Genomic DNA, 15,533 nt, shown 5'->3' on the forward strand with positions numbered 1-15,533 from the left:
GGAAAGCTGAAAATGTCAGCAATCAAAATTCTAGTGGTTGAAGACGAGGTAATTACAGCGCGAGTCATTTCTGAAGAATTAACTTCATTGGGATATATTGTCACCGATATGGTTACTTCCGATGAAGCGGCTCTGGCTAGCGTCTGCCAAAATATGCCCGATTTGGTATTGATGGACATCATTTTAAGGGGGTCGGCACAAGATGGCATTGCGATCGCCACGATCTTACGCGAAGAATTTCAAATTCCTGTGGTTTACATTACGGCGCATACAGATGAGTCAACTCTTACCCGCGCCAAAATTTCTGAGCCATTTGGCTATCTTGTCAAGCCCTTTGATGAAAGAGATTTGCGGGTTGTGATTGAAACATCCCTGTACAAACATCAAATGGAAAGGAAACTAGCCGAACGAGAGAACTTTCTTTCCACGATTTTGAGATCGACCAGTGATGCCGTAATCGCTACTGATAGCGTAGCCATCGTTACTTATATGAATCCTGCTGCCGAAAGTTTAACAGGATGGTCACATTTAGAGGCTTTAGGAAGAAATGTGACTGAGGTCGTTCAATTGATCGATGAAAATAGCGGAGCTGAAGTCGCAAATCCAGTTCCTGCGGTATTACAAACTGGGAAAGTAGCGTATCTCAAAGATTATACGGCGGTAATTGATCGGTATGGCATCAAAAAATCTGTTGGCGATAGTGCATCACCAATTCGTAAAGTCGCAGACTCAATCGATGGAGCGGTTTTGGTGCTTTGGGATATCAGCGATCGGCGCAAAGCCGAAACCTTGGAGTCCGAAAAAAGTGAAATTAGCCGAGCGCTAAACAACGAAAAAGAACTTAACAAGCTTAAATCCCAATTTATTGCGATGTCATCCCATGAGATGCGTACTTTTCTGACGAATATTATGCTTTCAGCCAATCTTTTAGAAGAACCTAATTATCCCGATGACAAGAAATTAAATCGATTAAAGCGAATTAAAGATGCGGTTGTGCAGATGACTATTTTAGTCGAAAATATGCTGACTCTTGGCAAATTCGCGCTGGGGCTATCCAATTTCAATCCAACTTCCATAGATTTAGAAAAACTTTGTTTAGACATTGTGGAGGAATTTAAGTACTTTCCTACTAAAAATGTACCGTTGGCGATTGACTTTTCCTGTGATGGCGATAATCAACTAGTTGATATTGATGTGAATTTGATAAGTTACATTCTCCGAAACTTACTGTCTAATGCGATTAAATATTCTGGCGAAGACGTTGATATTCAGCTTAGTCTTTCCTATGAGAGAGGCAGTCAGCCTAAAGCAATATTGCAGATTCAAGATCACGGTATTGGAATTCCTGAAGACGATTTACCCTCTGTGTTTAATCTTTATCATCGAGGATCTAATGTCAGTGGCATTAAAGGTACGGGGCTAGGATTGGCGATCGTTAAACATGCCGTGGATATTCATGGAGGTGAAATTACCTTAAAAAGTAAAGTCAATCAAGGAACTATTTTTACGGTGATTTTACCAATTAATTAATAGGAGGCTTAGAGCGTGTTTGAGAAGTTTTTTACCCCCTCTAACTCCCCCTTGAAAGGGGGAGGATTCAAGTTTCCCCCCTTTCAAAGGGGGGATTAAGGGGGGTAAAAGCAGAAATTTATGCTAGATAGGAGACTTCTCAAACACGCTCTTACGCCTTGGTTAAATGTGTTTTCTCTTCCTTATAAATTAATTGAGCAGTCACGGATCGGCTTTTATGAAGCGAATTTTAGTTATTGAAGATAATTCCCTAATTTTAGAAGATATTCAAGATATTTTATCCTTAAATAATTTTGATGTAATTACTGCTCAAAATGGGATTATTGGCGTGCAAATTGCCAAGGCAGTAATTCCTGATTTGATTTTGTGCGATGTGATGATGCCAGAATTAGACGGATTTGGAGTTTTAATAGCGTTACGTCAGAATTCTTTGACAGCAACAATTCCAGTCGTTTTTCTCACTGCCAAAACAACTCGCGAAGATATTCGCGAAGGCATGGAGTTGGGAGCCGATGATTATTTAACTAAACCATTTACGGCTCTAGAGTTATTAAAAACAATTTCGGCAAGAATTGAGAAACAAGAAGCCCTTAGGCAAGCAAGTACTGCGAAATTAGACAACTTGAGGCGCAATATAGCTTCCTATTTACCCCATGAACTCCTAACGCCTCTACATGGGATTATGGGAATGGCAGATTTGCTATCCAACTTCCATGACAATATGACCGCTAATGAATTGATCGAATCCATTGCGGTTATTCAAAATAGTAGCGATCGCCTAAATAGATTAGTGCAGAATTTTATCATCTTTTCTGAGTTGGAAGAGAAAGCAGCAGGTTCGCAAACTTGGCAGGATTATCCTCAAAATAATGATACTGAATCGGTAATATTGCTAGCTGCGCGTACCTGTGCAGAAAAGGCAAATAGGACTGAAGATTTAGAAATGAATTTGGAAAGTGTTCCCCTCAGAATTGCGTCTAAGCATCTCAACAAAGTAATCGAGGAACTAGTTGATAATGCTTTTAAGTTCTCTCCAGTGGATAGTGCTGTCCGATTGTTTAGTACGCTCGATCAGAAATTTTTAAGCTTATATATTTGCGATCGCGGGCGTGGGATGACCACCGAACAAATAGCTAATATTGGCGCATATATGCAGTTTGATCGCCAATATTATGAGCAGCAAGGGAATGGATTGGGTTTAATCATATCTAAGCGAATTATCGAATTATACGGTGGTGAGTTATCAGTAGAAAGTATTATCGGCAGACAAACTTCTGTCTGCATCAAGTTCCCTATTGGGCATTAGGGATGTGCGGCGAAGCCGCACATCCCTAATCTCAGCTTATACCAAATCACAAAAGTGTTGTCACACTTTTGTGATTTAAAACCCAAATCTTGTAATACCAAATGAAGAAATTGCTACGCCATTTCTTCATTTGGTATTACAAGGTACAGTTGGTGGTGAGCCATGCTCTTTCTTCTTCGGTAAGCAGGGGTGATAGTTTCTCGATCACTTTGGTGTAATAAGCCTCTAGCCATGCAATTTGTGACGGATTGAGCTTAGAGCGATCAATTAACTTTTTGTCAAAGGGAATATAGGTCAAAGACTCAAATTCATACCAAGGCGTAGAATTAGCTTCTTTCTCAGTGGTATTAGCTGATTTAGGCTGGAACTCCTTTACAAAATAGAGATTTTCTAAGCGAATTCCACCCCACTTGGGCTGATAATATCCCGGCTCAATGCTGTTGATTGTACCGAGTTCAAGGGATTGGTTGACGCGCTTACTGATACCATTCGGTCCCTCATGGACATTGAGAAATACGCCCACCCCATGCCCAGTGCCATGTCCATAGTCTAGTCCACTTTGCCAAAGCGAAGAACGGGCAATCCCATCGATTTGACTACCTGTGGTTCCTTTGGGAAATCTTTGCATGGCGCAATTGATATGAGATTTCAGGACTTCGGTGTAGCGATCGCGTTGTTCGGCGGTAGGTTCGCCAATACTTAGCGATCGCGTATCGTCGGTAGTACCACCGTAAAATTGGGAGCCTGAATCTAACAGCAATAAATCCCCCTTGATTAACTTGCACTCAGGATTGGGATTGCTGTAATGCACAATGGAGCCATTTGCGCCCGTTCCTGCAATCGTCGGAAAACTAAGATCATAGAATCCTTCTTGCTGTTTATATAAACCTTCGATTTCATTAGCTACATCGCGCTCACTAATCGAAATATTGGCGCTGATCTGATCTTCTATCCATTTAATCGTTAAGGTCTTAGCCAAACTTGCATTGAGGTTAGCTTGTTGCATTTGAGCAATTTCAATCTCATTTTTATGGGATTTGAAATTTTCTACGGGATGTTCGCCTTCAATGATTTTCGCCTTTGCTTCCTTCAGTTGCAGATAAGTTCCGAAGGTCGTTTGGGCGATCGCCATTAAGACATTTGGGACATTGTGATAATTAGTGACTAGCTCTTGAAGCTTCGGTAGATATTGGTTATATTCTAAAAGCTGTACCTGTCCCTCAAGGTGTTGCCGCACTGCGTCATCAATACGAGATGTATTCGTAAATAGATAGGCTGCATTTTTGGTAACGATCGCATAGCTAATGAAGACAGGATTGCATTCCACATCACGACCGCGCAAATTATAGAGCCATGCGATCTGATCAAGTTTAGTTACAGGCAAAATTGAGGCTTTCTTTTTGTCCATTACTTGACGGACGCGCTCTAACTTTTTGGCTAGGCTTTCGCCAGTAATGGAGTCAGGCAATGGAATAACGGGCTGGTCACCAAAGGCGGGTATTGGCTCACTTTCTGCCCAAGGATTCTGCGATCGCACGGCATCCACCAGATTATCCACAATCGGAACTATCTCGATTCCACTAGCTCCTAATTTTTCGGAAAATTGCCGATATTGAGAGACTGTAATCGTAAAGGGATCGATTCCTAGACGGAAGGACTGCAATTGATTAAGAGACTTCTGTCCAAGTTCCTCAAGGACTTCGGTTACGGTTTGATGCCCATCTAATCCCACTTTACAAACTTTTTGGAGATTTGCCTCCACTTGCATATCTGCTTGTTCGTAATAACGGGAATCAACAAATATCCATGCTTGATCGGCACTAATCAAGAAATCTCCTGCCGAGCCTGTGAAGCCACTAATCCATTGACGACGTTGTTTTGCTTCGGGAAGATATTCATTGAGATGTTCGTCCGCCGAGGGGACAAAATAAGCATCTAGTTTATGTTTGATAAGTTGCGATCGCAAAGCAGCAAATTTATAGGCAGTTCCAGTTAAATCAACGGATGTCAGTGGCAATTCGGTGGGCAAAGACTGTGATAAAACCATGAATTTTTTTGCTATTAGAGATTAAGACATATTATATTCAGTCTAACCGATCTCGTTATAGCGATTAAGTACCTCGGCTTAATAAAACCAAGAACCCCAATAAGCTAATTCGCCCGCGAAGCGGGCGAATTAGCTTATTGGGGTTTTATATTTAGTTATGCCTATGTGGATTAGAAGCAAAAAGATTGGGAAGCAATCTTTTTGCTTCTAATCCACGTAGGAACCACGATATTTAATTCTTTCCTTGGGTTTTGCAGCTTTTTGAGGAGAATCTTCGGGAGATAAAAGTTCTGCTTGGCTTTCAGAAGGAATATTTTGACCGTTAGGAGAATTTTCTATAACTACTCCTCGATATTTAAATACAGGTTGCTCTGTTTTTACTGGGAGTTCTTCAACTTCAATATCTGATTTTGTCCTTAAAGCTTCTCCATAGGAACTTCCTCGATAGCGCATAGTTTTACTAATATCTGCTCCAAGCACCTCCCTCTCTTCGGGATTTAATGGGGCATTTGGGCTAGATGAAGAATTATCCATAGCTCTTGAGGCGGGAGGTGTGTAGAGTTTCGCTAATGCTTTAAAGCAGAAGTAGGGAAATACTACGGCGATCGCCAAAATCACTAATAGAGAATTGATACTCGTAATTGTATTAGAAACGATATCTACATGATTTGTGGAAGCCCATACTGAAGTCAAGGAATAAACTGCAACAGCAGAGGCGATTTGCAAAGCTCGATAAACAGATGACTTTTTCATGAGCAAGCGGGCATATGTGCCTTGGATGAAATTGAATTAATTTCAGTGTGTCTAGGATAACAACAATCTATGAATTGATATTACTCTATAGACTCAATAAGATACTTTAATTAAAGTAATGCCTATATTTAATAGCGATCGCCATTTTCGCTACGATTTCCTAACTTTGTCTCTAGCGAGTGGCGGCGCGAAGCGCCACCACTCGCTTTTGGGTTTGGGGCTTAACCAGACAAACCCAGAGCGTCACGTCACAATATTTGGCAACAGGACTGGCGACAGCTATATTATGGTATCGCCGTAATTTTGGTAAGCGCAATGCAGGAATGGATCACAAACACAATGAACTCCCTAGGTTATCTGGGGATTGGGCTATTAATGTTTTTAGAAAATCTGTTCCCCCCCATTCCCTCAGAGTTGATTATGCCCCTCGCAGGCTATACGGCAACTTTTCCTAATTCTCAGATTCAAGTCTTGCCCGCGATCGTGGTGGGGGTAATTGGCACGATTTTAGGCGCAATCCCTTGGTACTACGCAGGGCTGCTCTTGGGACAGAATCGTTTGGAGGTGTTAGCAGGACGCTATGGCAAATGGATCGGCATTTCCGCAGGCGATATTGATAAATCTGTGCAATGGTTTCAAAAGCATGGCGCTAAGGCGGTATTGCTAGGGCGATTAGTTCCGGGGATTCGTACTTTGATTTCTGTCCCTGCGGGGATCAGTAAAATGCCCCTGTTGCCATTTTTTCTTTACTCGACCATTGGCACAGTGGGCTGGGTGGCTTTATTAACCTATGCGGGTTATTTTTTAGGCAAAAATTACAAGTTGGTGGAAGATTACATTGATGTGATTACAAAGGTTGTTGTTTTTGGGGTGCTATTCGCGATCGCTGCTTTTATTGGCTATCGCCTATGGAAGCGATCTCGATCTTAAAAAATTTCTTAAAAGTGTTGCGAAGCAACACTTTTAAGAAATTTTCAAAATAAAAGAGATTTAACCAACTGCTTAGCAGTTGGTTAAATCTCTTTTATTTTGAAAGATTTGCGGTGTAAGTCACTGTAGCCAAACTGGGCGATCGCCTGTCGATGCTTTGCAGTGCCGTAACCCTTATTAGTAGCAATATCGTAATCCTTGTAAATTTCTGATAATTCAATCATTTGGCGATCGCGCCATACCTTTGCCACAATACTTGCCGCCGCGATCGCCAATGAGTGCGAATCCCCTTTAATTACAGTGGTTTGAGCAATAGGCGCGATTAGCTGAAAGCGTAGAGGCTGATTACCATCGATGAGACAATGTTTTGGCTGCGGTTGTAACTGGGCGATCGCTCTTTCCATCGCCAATAAACTCGCTGACAGAATATTCATCGCATCTATTTCGGATACTGAAGCGGAACCAATTGCATAGGCGATCGCGACTTCACGAATAACTAGATCTAGTTGCTCTCGTCTTTTGGCGGATAACTTCTTACTGTCGGTTACACCTAAGTTTTCTAAGTGGGTTAATTTATCCAAGGGCAGAATTACCGCCGCCGCCACAACTTCCCCAAATAATGCACCTCTCCCAACTTCATCTATCCCTGCAACAGGATGATGTTCTATTTCCAATAATCTTAAATCTTCTTTTTCCATATTTTTGGTAACTAAAAGTCACACCTAAATAACAGAGAAAATGGCTCTGCCATTTTCTCTGTTATTTAGATGCTGAGCATTTGTAAAAGCTCGACATTCTCTCTAAATTTTTATTGGGATCGCGGAGTAAAAATGGTAAATGACCAATGGGCGGGCTTTGAAAATTGGGCTGACGACCTTCGATATATTCCCATCTAGAAGCTGCGCGATCGTATGCAGTATCGATCGCTAACTCTCCCGATGGACTTATCCAGCCGCTTATCTCGTAGGTTTTACGAATATCTTTACCATTCTCTTCATAGATCTTTTTCTGAGGACTTAAGCCCTGCTTACCGTTGCTAGCCTGTGTCCATAGTTGATCGATTAAAACCAAATCAGCGCAACTAATTCGATTAAATTCATCACTATAAAAGGTTCCATCTCTATAGGATTGACTACCTGCTGCTTTTAGCAATTGGAGATAGGTTTCTTTATCGGCAGCTTTCCAGTTTTTGTCTTTGAGATAGATTTTTAGTTGGGTATAGTCAGGTTTACCATCATTAGATGTTTCACTATTGGGAGTTATCGAAGGACTAGCCGAAGGAATGGCGGTCGGTTCTGGATTATTTGTAGGGCTAATTTTAGGGCTTTGGGGAGGACTAGCGATTGGTGAAGGAGCTATCAAATTTTTGAAAGTACCTGTACTAATTAGATAAAATCCTGAAGCACATACCATTAGTACAATTATCGATGGTAATAGCCAAGGATTTACGCTCACTTCGCGATCGTCCATGATTCGCGGCGATTGGTTACTCAATTTCGGCAACTTCACCATGTCCTTCAGGACTTCATCAACATTTTGGTAGCGATCGCGAGGATTGCAACGGGTCATGCGATCTAAGACTGTGGCAAATTCACGGCTAACTTTGGCATAGCTGCGCCAAGTAATCTCATTGTCGCGATCCCGCGAGAATTGGCTGGGATGTTTGCCAGACAGCGCTTGCAGGGCTACCATTCCCAAGGAGTAAATATCGCTACAGGCGACAGACTGTCCGCGCTCCTGCTCGTAGGACATATAACCGGGGGTTCCGATGGGCAAAGTTACCCTTGCTTTGTTATGGGCGCTAGCAACTTCCATTTGCACTTGCTTCACAGTGCCAAAATCAATGAGAACTAATTTGCCATCATTATGGCGGCGAATAATATTACTAGGCTTAATATCGCGATGAATCACATTATATTTATGGACAAAATGGAGAATCTCGAGAATTTCTTTGATAATCTGCGCTACTCTTGCCTCAGCCATTTGACTAGCAGGCGGCATTTCAGTACTGAGAGGATGCCCTGCAATATATTCTTGAACTAGATAGAATTCTTTGTTTTCTTGGAAATAGGCATATAGTTGCGGAATGCGATCGTGTCTTCCTAATTCCTGTAATGTCTCCGCTTCTGCTTTAAAAAGCTCTAAAGCCTTTTGGGTAAAGACAGGATCGTCAATGGTGGGATTGAGATGTTTCACCACGCATTTAGGATTTTTGGGCAAACGGGTATCTTCAGCAAGGTAGGTTTGCGAAAATCCTCCTTCTGCTAATTCCCTAAGAATGCGATAGCGGCGATCGAGTAACTTGCCTTGCATAGTTGCCTTATAAATGAGCGCAGGTGCTAAGCACGCTCTCTATTTTATGGCAAGTTTTCCTATGTAGTTATGTTTAATTTATAAATTACTCCCTTCCCACCCCCAGAACCTGCCTTATAGTTACAGTCACTTGCATTAGGAAAAACTAAAACCCAAGAAGTGAGTGGCGGCGCTTCGCGCCGCCACTCACTTCTTGGGTTTTGTGTCTTAACAAGACTAGCTATACAAAGTGAATAATTAGGCGATCGCGGCGAAGCCGCGTAGGTCTAATACGAATTCACTAAAGTGTGACAACACTTTTGCGAATTAAAAACCAAGCTCAGTAAGGATTTTAAAAGCACTAGGTGGCATAGCCATTTAGTGCCTTGGTATAATTATTCACAGGGAAGAAGGATTTGAATAATTTTTATATAAATATGTTGAGATGTTAACTTAAGCCTACCCACATGGGAAGCCTGCATATTTGCCGATCAACGTCGCTCATGATCTCGCTGGTTCTGACTAAGAAGGAAAGGATGTTTTGATATAGATATAGAATGAACTATGACCAACGCTGTACCCAACCCTTCCATGTTTACCTTCGCACTGCCCAAAGGCTCACTCTTAAAAGACTCCATCCGCTTACTCCAAGATGTAGGACTTGACTTTAGTGTTTTTCTTGATCCTGCCAACCGTCAACTGCAAATTTTAGATCCCACAGGAACCGCTAGAGCCTTACTGGTCAGAGCGCAGGACGTGCCTGTATATGTGGAATATGGACAAGCCCAAGCGGGCATTGTCGGCGAAGATGTACTGCGTGAAAAAACGCCAAAGGTTGCCAAATTATTAGACTTAGGATTCGGTGGTTGTCGGATGTCGATCGCTGTGTCAGGAGAGAGTCGCTATCGATCGCCCCTAGACCTGCCGCCCCATAGCCGCATTGCTTCTAAATATGTCGGTTGCGCCCGTGCATACTTTGACAGCATTGATTTACCCGTCGAGATTATTCCCCTCTATGGTTCCGTCGAGCTTGGACCCATTACGGGCATGGCTGAGGCGATCGTCGATTTAGTTTCTACGGGCAAAACTTTAAAGGATAACGGACTGATTGAAATTGAAGTGTTGTATTACAGTACCGCCAGATTAATTGCCCATCCCCTTAGTTATCGCTTGTATAGCGATCGCTTTAGCGAACTAATGGACAAGATGCAAGTAAAGGCATAAAAAAAGGGCGCTTAGCGCCCTTTTTTTATGCCTTAAGCTTTTTCGATTCAGCTACGAGCGACTCGATTAATGGATTCAAAATTAACTCCATCGCAAAGCCCATCTTGCCACCCGGTACGACCAAAGTGGTATGACGAGACATGAAGGAATCATGAATCATGTCTAGCAAATAACGGAAGTCAATTTGGAACTTCTCACGGAAAACACGATTGGTGTGGATAATTACAAAGCTTTCATCAAGAGTGGGAATGTCGCGAGTAATGAAAGGATTGGAAGTATCAACAGTAGGAACGCGCTGGAAGTTAATGTGAGTATTCGAGAACTGAGGCGCAATGTAATTTACATAGTCTGGCATCCGACGCAAAATTGTATCGACGATCGCTTCAGCACTATAGCCACGCTCGGCATTATCACGATGAATTTTTTGAATCCATTCCAAGTTCACAATCGGAACCACACCCACCAACAAATCAACATACTGAGCAAGGTTAATATCTTCGGCAACTACACCACCATGCAAACCTTCGTAAAAAAGCACATCTGTGCCAGATTCAATGCTTTCCCAAGGAGTAAATTCGCCAGGTTGATTATTTGTACCTAAACGACCATTGTGATGTGTAGCTTCTTCAGGGCTGTGTAGGTAGTAGCGTCTTTGACCATTACCAGTTTCACCATATTCATGAAACAGGGCTTCAAGCTTATCTAAGAGGTTAGCATTCAACCCAAAATGGCTGAGACTACGACCTTCAGCCGCCGCTTGCTTCATGGCTTCGCGCATTTCTACGCGGTTGAACTTATGGTAGCTATCACCTTCGATAACGGCTGCTTTGATATCTTCCAATCTGAAAATATGTTCAAAGGCTCGCTTAACGGTACTAGTACCTGCACCCGATGAACCTGTTACTGCAATAACTGGATGTTTTTTAGACAAATTTTTTCTCCTTAAAGTTATTTTAATTAATGTGTTTTGATTAACGTGATGGCGATCGCTCGCTGCCCAAAAATCACAAAAAATATTAAAACTACTATACCGTTGTATCTACCTTTATATATACAGCAGTGCGAAATGAGTTGTGAGAGGCGCACCTTGCGGGTGGGACTCACACACTCTTAAAAGCTATAGTAGTGTTGCCCCGCCGAAGGTAGCAACACTCATTTAAGGCAAAACTTGAAGACATGGCTGAGCCGCTATCCCAAAAACTTATACAACCTTTAATGGTTGGCAATGTCGCCCTTAAAAGTCGGGTACTACAATCGCCTTTATCGGGAGTGACGGATTTAGTGTTTCGGCGGTTGGTGCGGCGCTATGCCCCAGACTCAATGCTCTACACCGAGATGATCAGCGCAACGGATCTGCATCACAGGTCGGCTTTGCCCAAGCTCATGGAGATTGATCGCCACGAAACCCCGATCAGCATTCAGCTTTTTGATTGTCGTCCTGATTTTCTTGCCGAAGCAGCCCAAAAAGCAGTATTAGAGGGAGCCGACACCGTAGACATTAATATGGGTTGTCCTGTCAATAAAATCACAAAAAAGGGCGGTGGCTCATCCCTATTACGTCAACCCGAATTAGCCGAGCAAATAGTGCGATCGGTGGTCGAGGCGATCGATATTCCCGTCACCGTAAAAACTCGCATTGGTTGGGATGACAACGAAATTACGATCTTAGATTTTGCTAAACGCATGGAGGATGCAGGAGCCAAGATGATTACTGTCCATGCGAGAACGCGATCGCAGGGCTATACGGGTCAGGCTAAGTGGGAATGGATTCGCAAAGTTAAAGAAGTACTGACGATTCCTGTAATTGCCAATGGTGATATTTTTTCCGTTGAGGCGGCGATCGCCTGTTTAGAGCAAACGGGAGCCGATGGCGTGATGTGTTCGCGTGGGACTTTGGGCTATCCATTTTTGGTGGGACAGGTGGATTATTTTTTAAAGACAGGTGAACGTTTGCCTGACCCTTCACCAATTGAATGTTTAGAAGTCGCGAAAGAGCATTTACAAGGGCTATGGGATTACAAAGGCATACGCGGCATTAGGCAATCCCGCAAGCACATGACTTGGTATGCGAGGGGTTTTGCAGGAGCAGCGGTGTTGCGCGATCGCCTCTGTCGAATTGAGTCATTGCAAGATGGTCTGGATTGTCTAGATGGTGCGATCGAGGATCTATTTTGATGGAAATTTGCATTCTACTTGAATCTCGAAATTACTTTCGGCAGAGCCTTCGGTGAGCATGGGAATACCTGCTTTACCGCCAATTTTGAGACTGAATTTGAGGGTGATTTTATCGACTTCAACGGTGCTAAGGTTGCGAAATGCGCCGATCGCGTAGGTGGTGTAGCCGCGAATGGTGCTATGCACTTTTTGGAGATCGACAGGAGTTAAGTCTGCCGAGCGATAACCTTCTTCGTCATCAGGTTCGTCAAGCTGTTCTTTAGGAGCTATATAAATTGAAAATTCTTCGCCATTTTCATCTTTGACTACTAGTTGTTGCACTTCTGACATCTTAACTACACCTAACAATCGTGATTGTTGTATAAATATACATGATCGCCCGAACTCCAATTTTAAAAAATTATGGCTAAAGTTGCGCTTGTAATTGGTGTTGCGCGTTATGGCAATTTTAATAATCTTGAAAAAACTGCTAACGATGCAGGGGCGATCGCGGAGATATTTGAACAAGATGGCAATTATGTGATTGAGCCATTACCCCGCAAGCTAGATGCGAATAATGAAAGTCGTTATGAGTTCGATGCTGATCCGAAGAAAGAGGTTAAATATAAAGATCTGCTGGCTAAGATTAAACATTTTTTAGGGGAACAAGCAAAAGGGAAAGATGCACTGATCTATTTTGCGGGGCATGGGTTTGTTGCCAAAAATGATGCAGATGATGATATTGGCTTTTTTGCCGCTACGGATTCTAGCAAGGACGGACAGAATAGTTTGAGTTTTGATATTTTCACTACGCTAGTGGCAAAATCGGAACTAAAGAGTTTGGTAGTATTGCTGGATTGCTGTAATGCGGGGAATCTATTGGAACGCAGTCAATATCAGGGGATGCAGAAGGTATTCAATGAGAAGAATTATTATTTGATGGCGGCTTGTCAGGGTTCGGAACGGGCTAGGGAAGGTAAGGAGCATGGTATTTTTACCGCTGGAATTTTGAATGTTTTACAGGCAAAAATAAAGGAAGGGGAAAGAATCGATTTGGATCTTTTATTTAGTGAGGTGTCTAAGCAACTACAACAAAGTGGTCAGGAAGTAATTCGCACGGCGGGAGGTGGCGCGATTATTTTGATTGAGAAGGCGAGGGGGAATGTTGCGCCTGTAGTTGATGAAACTTGTCCTTATGTGGGGTTGAATGCTTTTGACCAAAACACAGCCAAGTACTTTTGTGGTCGAGATAGTCAGATTGATTTGTTGTTGAGAAAGATCGAAGCATCGCGGTTTGTGCCTGTGATTGGGGCATCGGGTAGCGGTAAATCATCGCTGGTGAGGGCGGGTTTGATGCCAGCGTTGAAAGAACAAGGTTGGTGCGTCTTGCCGCCGATTAAGCCTTGGTTCAATCCATTAATGCTCTTAAAACAAGCTTTAGTTGAGCAGTTTTATAAGTTGCCGACAGAAATTAAGAAGGCTTATGCAAAATTGGAAAGTGAAGGTTTAAATGCGATTTTGCCTGAACGATCGCCGCGAGTTTTGCTGGTAGTGGATCAGTTTGAGGAGTTATTTACAGTTTGTACCAACGAGCAGGAGCGTCAAGAGTTTATACGGTTACTGGCGGAAGGAGCCGATCACGAGGGACGTTTGACGATCGCCACGACGATGAGGGCAGATTTTGTGGAGCAAGCCTTGCAATATCCTGCTTTGGCAAAGTTGATTCAACGCGATCGCGCCTTTTGGTTAGTGCCATTAGAGCCATCGGAACTTAGGGATGCGATCGCTGAGCCTGCAAGAATGCAAGGCTGCGAACTAGCCGAAGGTTTGCTAGAGGTGATTTGTCAGGATGTGGAAGCGGAGAAAAATAGTTTGCCGTTATTGGAGTTTGCGCTGACGGAGCTATGGGAAAAACGCGATCGCCAAAAGCATCGATTGACTTTAACGGCTTATGCCGAGATGGGTAAGTTGCGCGGCGCGTTGGATCGCCATGCTAAGCAGTTGTATGAGGGATTGTCATCGGATTTGGAACGCAATTGGACGAGGCGGTTATTTTTGCAATTGGTGCGGACGGGGCAGGATGTCAGGGATACGCGGCAGCGTCAAGCCAAACAGTTTTTGTTAGAGATGGCGCGATCGGAGGAGGATCGAGAGGCGATCGCGAATTTATTAGAAGTTTTTGCGGGGGCTGAGGGGCGACTGTTGACGATGGGTGAGGAGAATAATGTTGCTTTTATGGATTTGGCGCATGAAGCGCTGATCGATGGTTGGCAAATGTTTAAGGAATGGCGATCACAGGATCGTGATTTGCGAAGACTTTGCGATCTCGTGAAGGATAATTTTCAGGGATTTAATAACGCTAAAGAAGAAGATAAAGATAAGTTTCTATTATCTGAGGGGGTGATTGCTCAAATTGAGGAAAAGGGAACGGCGATTAATGATTACCCATTACCCGAAGAATTTGTGCAGCGCAGTCGTTATAAATATAAGCCTTGGCTCGATCCTGCGAATTTCCCTGAAATGGTGGATATTCCTAGTGGTACGTTTTGGATGGGATCGCCTGAAGGGAAAGGCGATGACGATGAGAAACCCTATCACCAAGTTACGGTAAAAGCGTTTCAGATGGGCAAGTATCTGGTCACTCAGGCTCAATGGCGGACGGTGGCGATGTCACCCAAGGTGGCGATCGATTTGATTTTAAATCCTTCTTATTATCGCGGTGAAGATTGCCCAGTTGAAAAGGTGAATTGGTACGAGGCTCAAGAATTTTGTGCGCGGCTGTCAAGTTTGACAGGAGAGAGCTATCGGCTCCCTAGCGAGGCAGAATGGGAATATGCCTGTCGCGCTGGATTAGAAGAATATATGGAATATTGCTTTGGTGGTGATGCAGATCAACTTGGAGAATATGCTTGGTATGACAAAAATAGTGAACGCAAAACCCATCCTGTGGGACAGAAATTACCTAATGCTTGGGGACTTTATGATCTCCATGGCAATGTTTGGGAATGGTGTGCCGATGATTGGTATGACAGTTATGAAGGAACGCCAATAGGTTCACAGAATTGGATAAAAGATATTAAGAATTATAAAGAGGGCGACGGAACGACAAAATCTCAGCGTGGCGGCTCATGGTTCAGCAACGCTTACAATTGTCGCTCAGCAAATCGCAATAGGAGCTTTACAGATCATCGCGACTATTACCTCGGTTTTCGCGTTATTCTCTAAATTCTTTCTTGCGTAAGGACTTTTTCTCTTCTGTTTTTTTCCTCCTTTCCCCTTCTTTGCATTTTTTCCTTC

The 15,533-nt window shown here is 43.1% G+C and carries 12 protein-coding genes; 6 read left to right on the plus strand and 6 right to left on the minus strand.

Annotated elements, in window-relative coordinates:
• Window positions 1-12 precede the first annotated feature (12 nt).
• On the plus strand, window positions 13-1,530 hold the full coding sequence (locus H6F42_RS03530) for an ATP-binding protein (RefSeq protein ID WP_190397986.1): 1,518 nt from the start codon (window positions 13-15) through the stop codon (window positions 1,528-1,530).
• Between the two features lie 217 nt (window positions 1,531-1,747).
• Entirely contained in the window at window positions 1,748-2,836 is a 1,089-nt protein-coding gene (locus tag H6F42_RS03535) for a hybrid sensor histidine kinase/response regulator (protein WP_190397987.1), read from the plus strand.
• A 136-nt stretch (window positions 2,837-2,972) separates the two neighbouring features.
• Here H6F42_RS03535 and H6F42_RS03540 read toward each other — a convergent pair whose 3' ends face one another.
• Both H6F42_RS03540 and H6F42_RS03545 read right to left on the minus strand, forming a co-directional pair.
• The gene (locus H6F42_RS03540; protein WP_190397988.1) at window positions 2,973-4,883 is read right to left on the minus strand and encodes a M24 family metallopeptidase; all 1,911 of its coding nucleotides are present in this window, start codon (window positions 4,881-4,883) and stop codon (window positions 2,973-2,975) included.
• 207 nt (window positions 4,884-5,090) lie between these two features.
• Entirely contained in the window at window positions 5,091-5,636 is a 546-nt protein-coding gene (locus H6F42_RS03545) for a hypothetical protein (RefSeq protein ID WP_190397989.1), read from the minus strand.
• Window positions 5,637-5,951: 315 nt separating this feature from the next.
• On the opposite strand from H6F42_RS03545, the gene H6F42_RS03550 reads away from it, so the two are divergent.
• Window positions 5,952-6,566 (plus strand): DedA family protein, encoded by a 615-nt coding sequence (locus tag H6F42_RS03550; RefSeq protein WP_190397990.1) that lies wholly within the window; start codon window positions 5,952-5,954, stop codon window positions 6,564-6,566.
• An 83-nt stretch (window positions 6,567-6,649) separates the two neighbouring features.
• Here the strand turns inward: H6F42_RS03550 and H6F42_RS03555 are convergent, their stop codons facing one another.
• Together H6F42_RS03555 and H6F42_RS03560 are read right to left on the minus strand one after the other, a co-directional pair.
• Complete coding sequence (locus tag H6F42_RS03555) at window positions 6,650-7,264, minus strand: ribonuclease HII (protein ID WP_190397991.1); 615 nt, start codon at window positions 7,262-7,264, stop codon at window positions 6,650-6,652.
• Window positions 7,265-7,325: 61 nt separating this feature from the next.
• Window positions 7,326-8,879, minus strand: coding sequence for a serine/threonine-protein kinase (locus H6F42_RS03560; protein ID WP_190397992.1), 1,554 nt, complete (start codon window positions 8,877-8,879; stop codon window positions 7,326-7,328).
• Window positions 8,880-9,449: 570 nt separating this feature from the next.
• Between H6F42_RS03560 and hisG the strand changes: the two genes are divergently transcribed.
• The gene (gene hisG, locus H6F42_RS03565) at window positions 9,450-10,082 is read left to right on the plus strand and encodes an ATP phosphoribosyltransferase (RefSeq protein WP_190398038.1); all 633 of its coding nucleotides are present in this window, start codon (window positions 9,450-9,452) and stop codon (window positions 10,080-10,082) included.
• 25 nt (window positions 10,083-10,107) lie between these two features.
• Here the strand turns inward: hisG and H6F42_RS03570 are convergent, their stop codons facing one another.
• A complete protein-coding gene (locus tag H6F42_RS03570; protein ID WP_190397993.1) occupies window positions 10,108-11,013 on the minus strand; it encodes a phosphoribulokinase in 906 nt (301 codons plus the stop codon).
• 245 nt (window positions 11,014-11,258) lie between these two features.
• On the opposite strand from H6F42_RS03570, the gene dusB reads away from it, so the two are divergent.
• On the plus strand, window positions 11,259-12,257 hold the full coding sequence (dusB, locus tag H6F42_RS03575) for a tRNA dihydrouridine synthase DusB (protein WP_190397994.1): 999 nt from the start codon (window positions 11,259-11,261) through the stop codon (window positions 12,255-12,257).
• Here the strand turns inward: dusB and H6F42_RS03580 are convergent.
• Window positions 12,249-12,587: a CU044_2847 family protein gene (locus tag H6F42_RS03580; protein WP_190397995.1), complete on the minus strand. Its 339-nt coding sequence runs from the start codon at window positions 12,585-12,587 to the stop codon at window positions 12,249-12,251. The two genes, dusB and H6F42_RS03580, sit on opposite strands and share 9 nt — an antisense overlap.
• A gap of 72 nt (window positions 12,588-12,659) precedes the next feature.
• Between H6F42_RS03580 and H6F42_RS03585 the strand changes: the two genes are divergently transcribed.
• Window positions 12,660-15,461, plus strand: a complete 2,802-nt coding sequence (locus H6F42_RS03585; RefSeq protein WP_190397996.1) for an SUMF1/EgtB/PvdO family nonheme iron enzyme — start codon at window positions 12,660-12,662, stop codon at window positions 15,459-15,461.
• Window positions 15,462-15,533 lie beyond the last annotated feature (72 nt).

This window comes from Pseudanabaena sp. FACHB-1998, assembly GCF_014696355.1.
GTDB lineage: Bacteria > Cyanobacteriota > Cyanobacteriia > Pseudanabaenales > Pseudanabaenaceae > Pseudanabaena.

What these genes read in the sequence shown, in the direction of transcription:
- H6F42_RS03585 (WP_190397996.1), top strand. Translation starts at nt 12,660, where the DNA reads ATGGCTAAAGTTGCGCTTGTAATTGGTGTTGCGCGTTATGGCAATTTT.
- H6F42_RS03540 (WP_190397988.1), bottom strand. Translation starts at nt 4,883, where the DNA reads ATGGTTTTATCACAGTCTTTGCCCACCGAATTGCCACTGACATCCGTT.
- H6F42_RS03555 (WP_190397991.1), bottom strand. Translation starts at nt 7,264, where the DNA reads ATGGAAAAAGAAGATTTAAGATTATTGGAAATAGAACATCATCCTGTT.
- H6F42_RS03545 (WP_190397989.1), bottom strand. Translation starts at nt 5,636, where the DNA reads ATGAAAAAGTCATCTGTTTATCGAGCTTTGCAAATCGCCTCTGCTGTT.
- H6F42_RS03530 (WP_190397986.1), top strand. Translation starts at nt 13, where the DNA reads ATGTCAGCAATCAAAATTCTAGTGGTTGAAGACGAGGTAATTACAGCG.
- H6F42_RS03535 (WP_190397987.1), top strand. Translation starts at nt 1,748, where the DNA reads ATGAAGCGAATTTTAGTTATTGAAGATAATTCCCTAATTTTAGAAGAT.
- hisG (WP_190398038.1), top strand. Translation starts at nt 9,450, where the DNA reads ATGTTTACCTTCGCACTGCCCAAAGGCTCACTCTTAAAAGACTCCATC.
- dusB (WP_190397994.1), top strand. Translation starts at nt 11,259, where the DNA reads ATGGCTGAGCCGCTATCCCAAAAACTTATACAACCTTTAATGGTTGGC.
- H6F42_RS03550 (WP_190397990.1), top strand. Translation starts at nt 5,952, where the DNA reads ATGCAGGAATGGATCACAAACACAATGAACTCCCTAGGTTATCTGGGG.
- H6F42_RS03560 (WP_190397992.1), bottom strand. Translation starts at nt 8,879, where the DNA reads ATGCAAGGCAAGTTACTCGATCGCCGCTATCGCATTCTTAGGGAATTA.
- H6F42_RS03580 (WP_190397995.1), bottom strand. Translation starts at nt 12,587, where the DNA reads ATGTCAGAAGTGCAACAACTAGTAGTCAAAGATGAAAATGGCGAAGAA.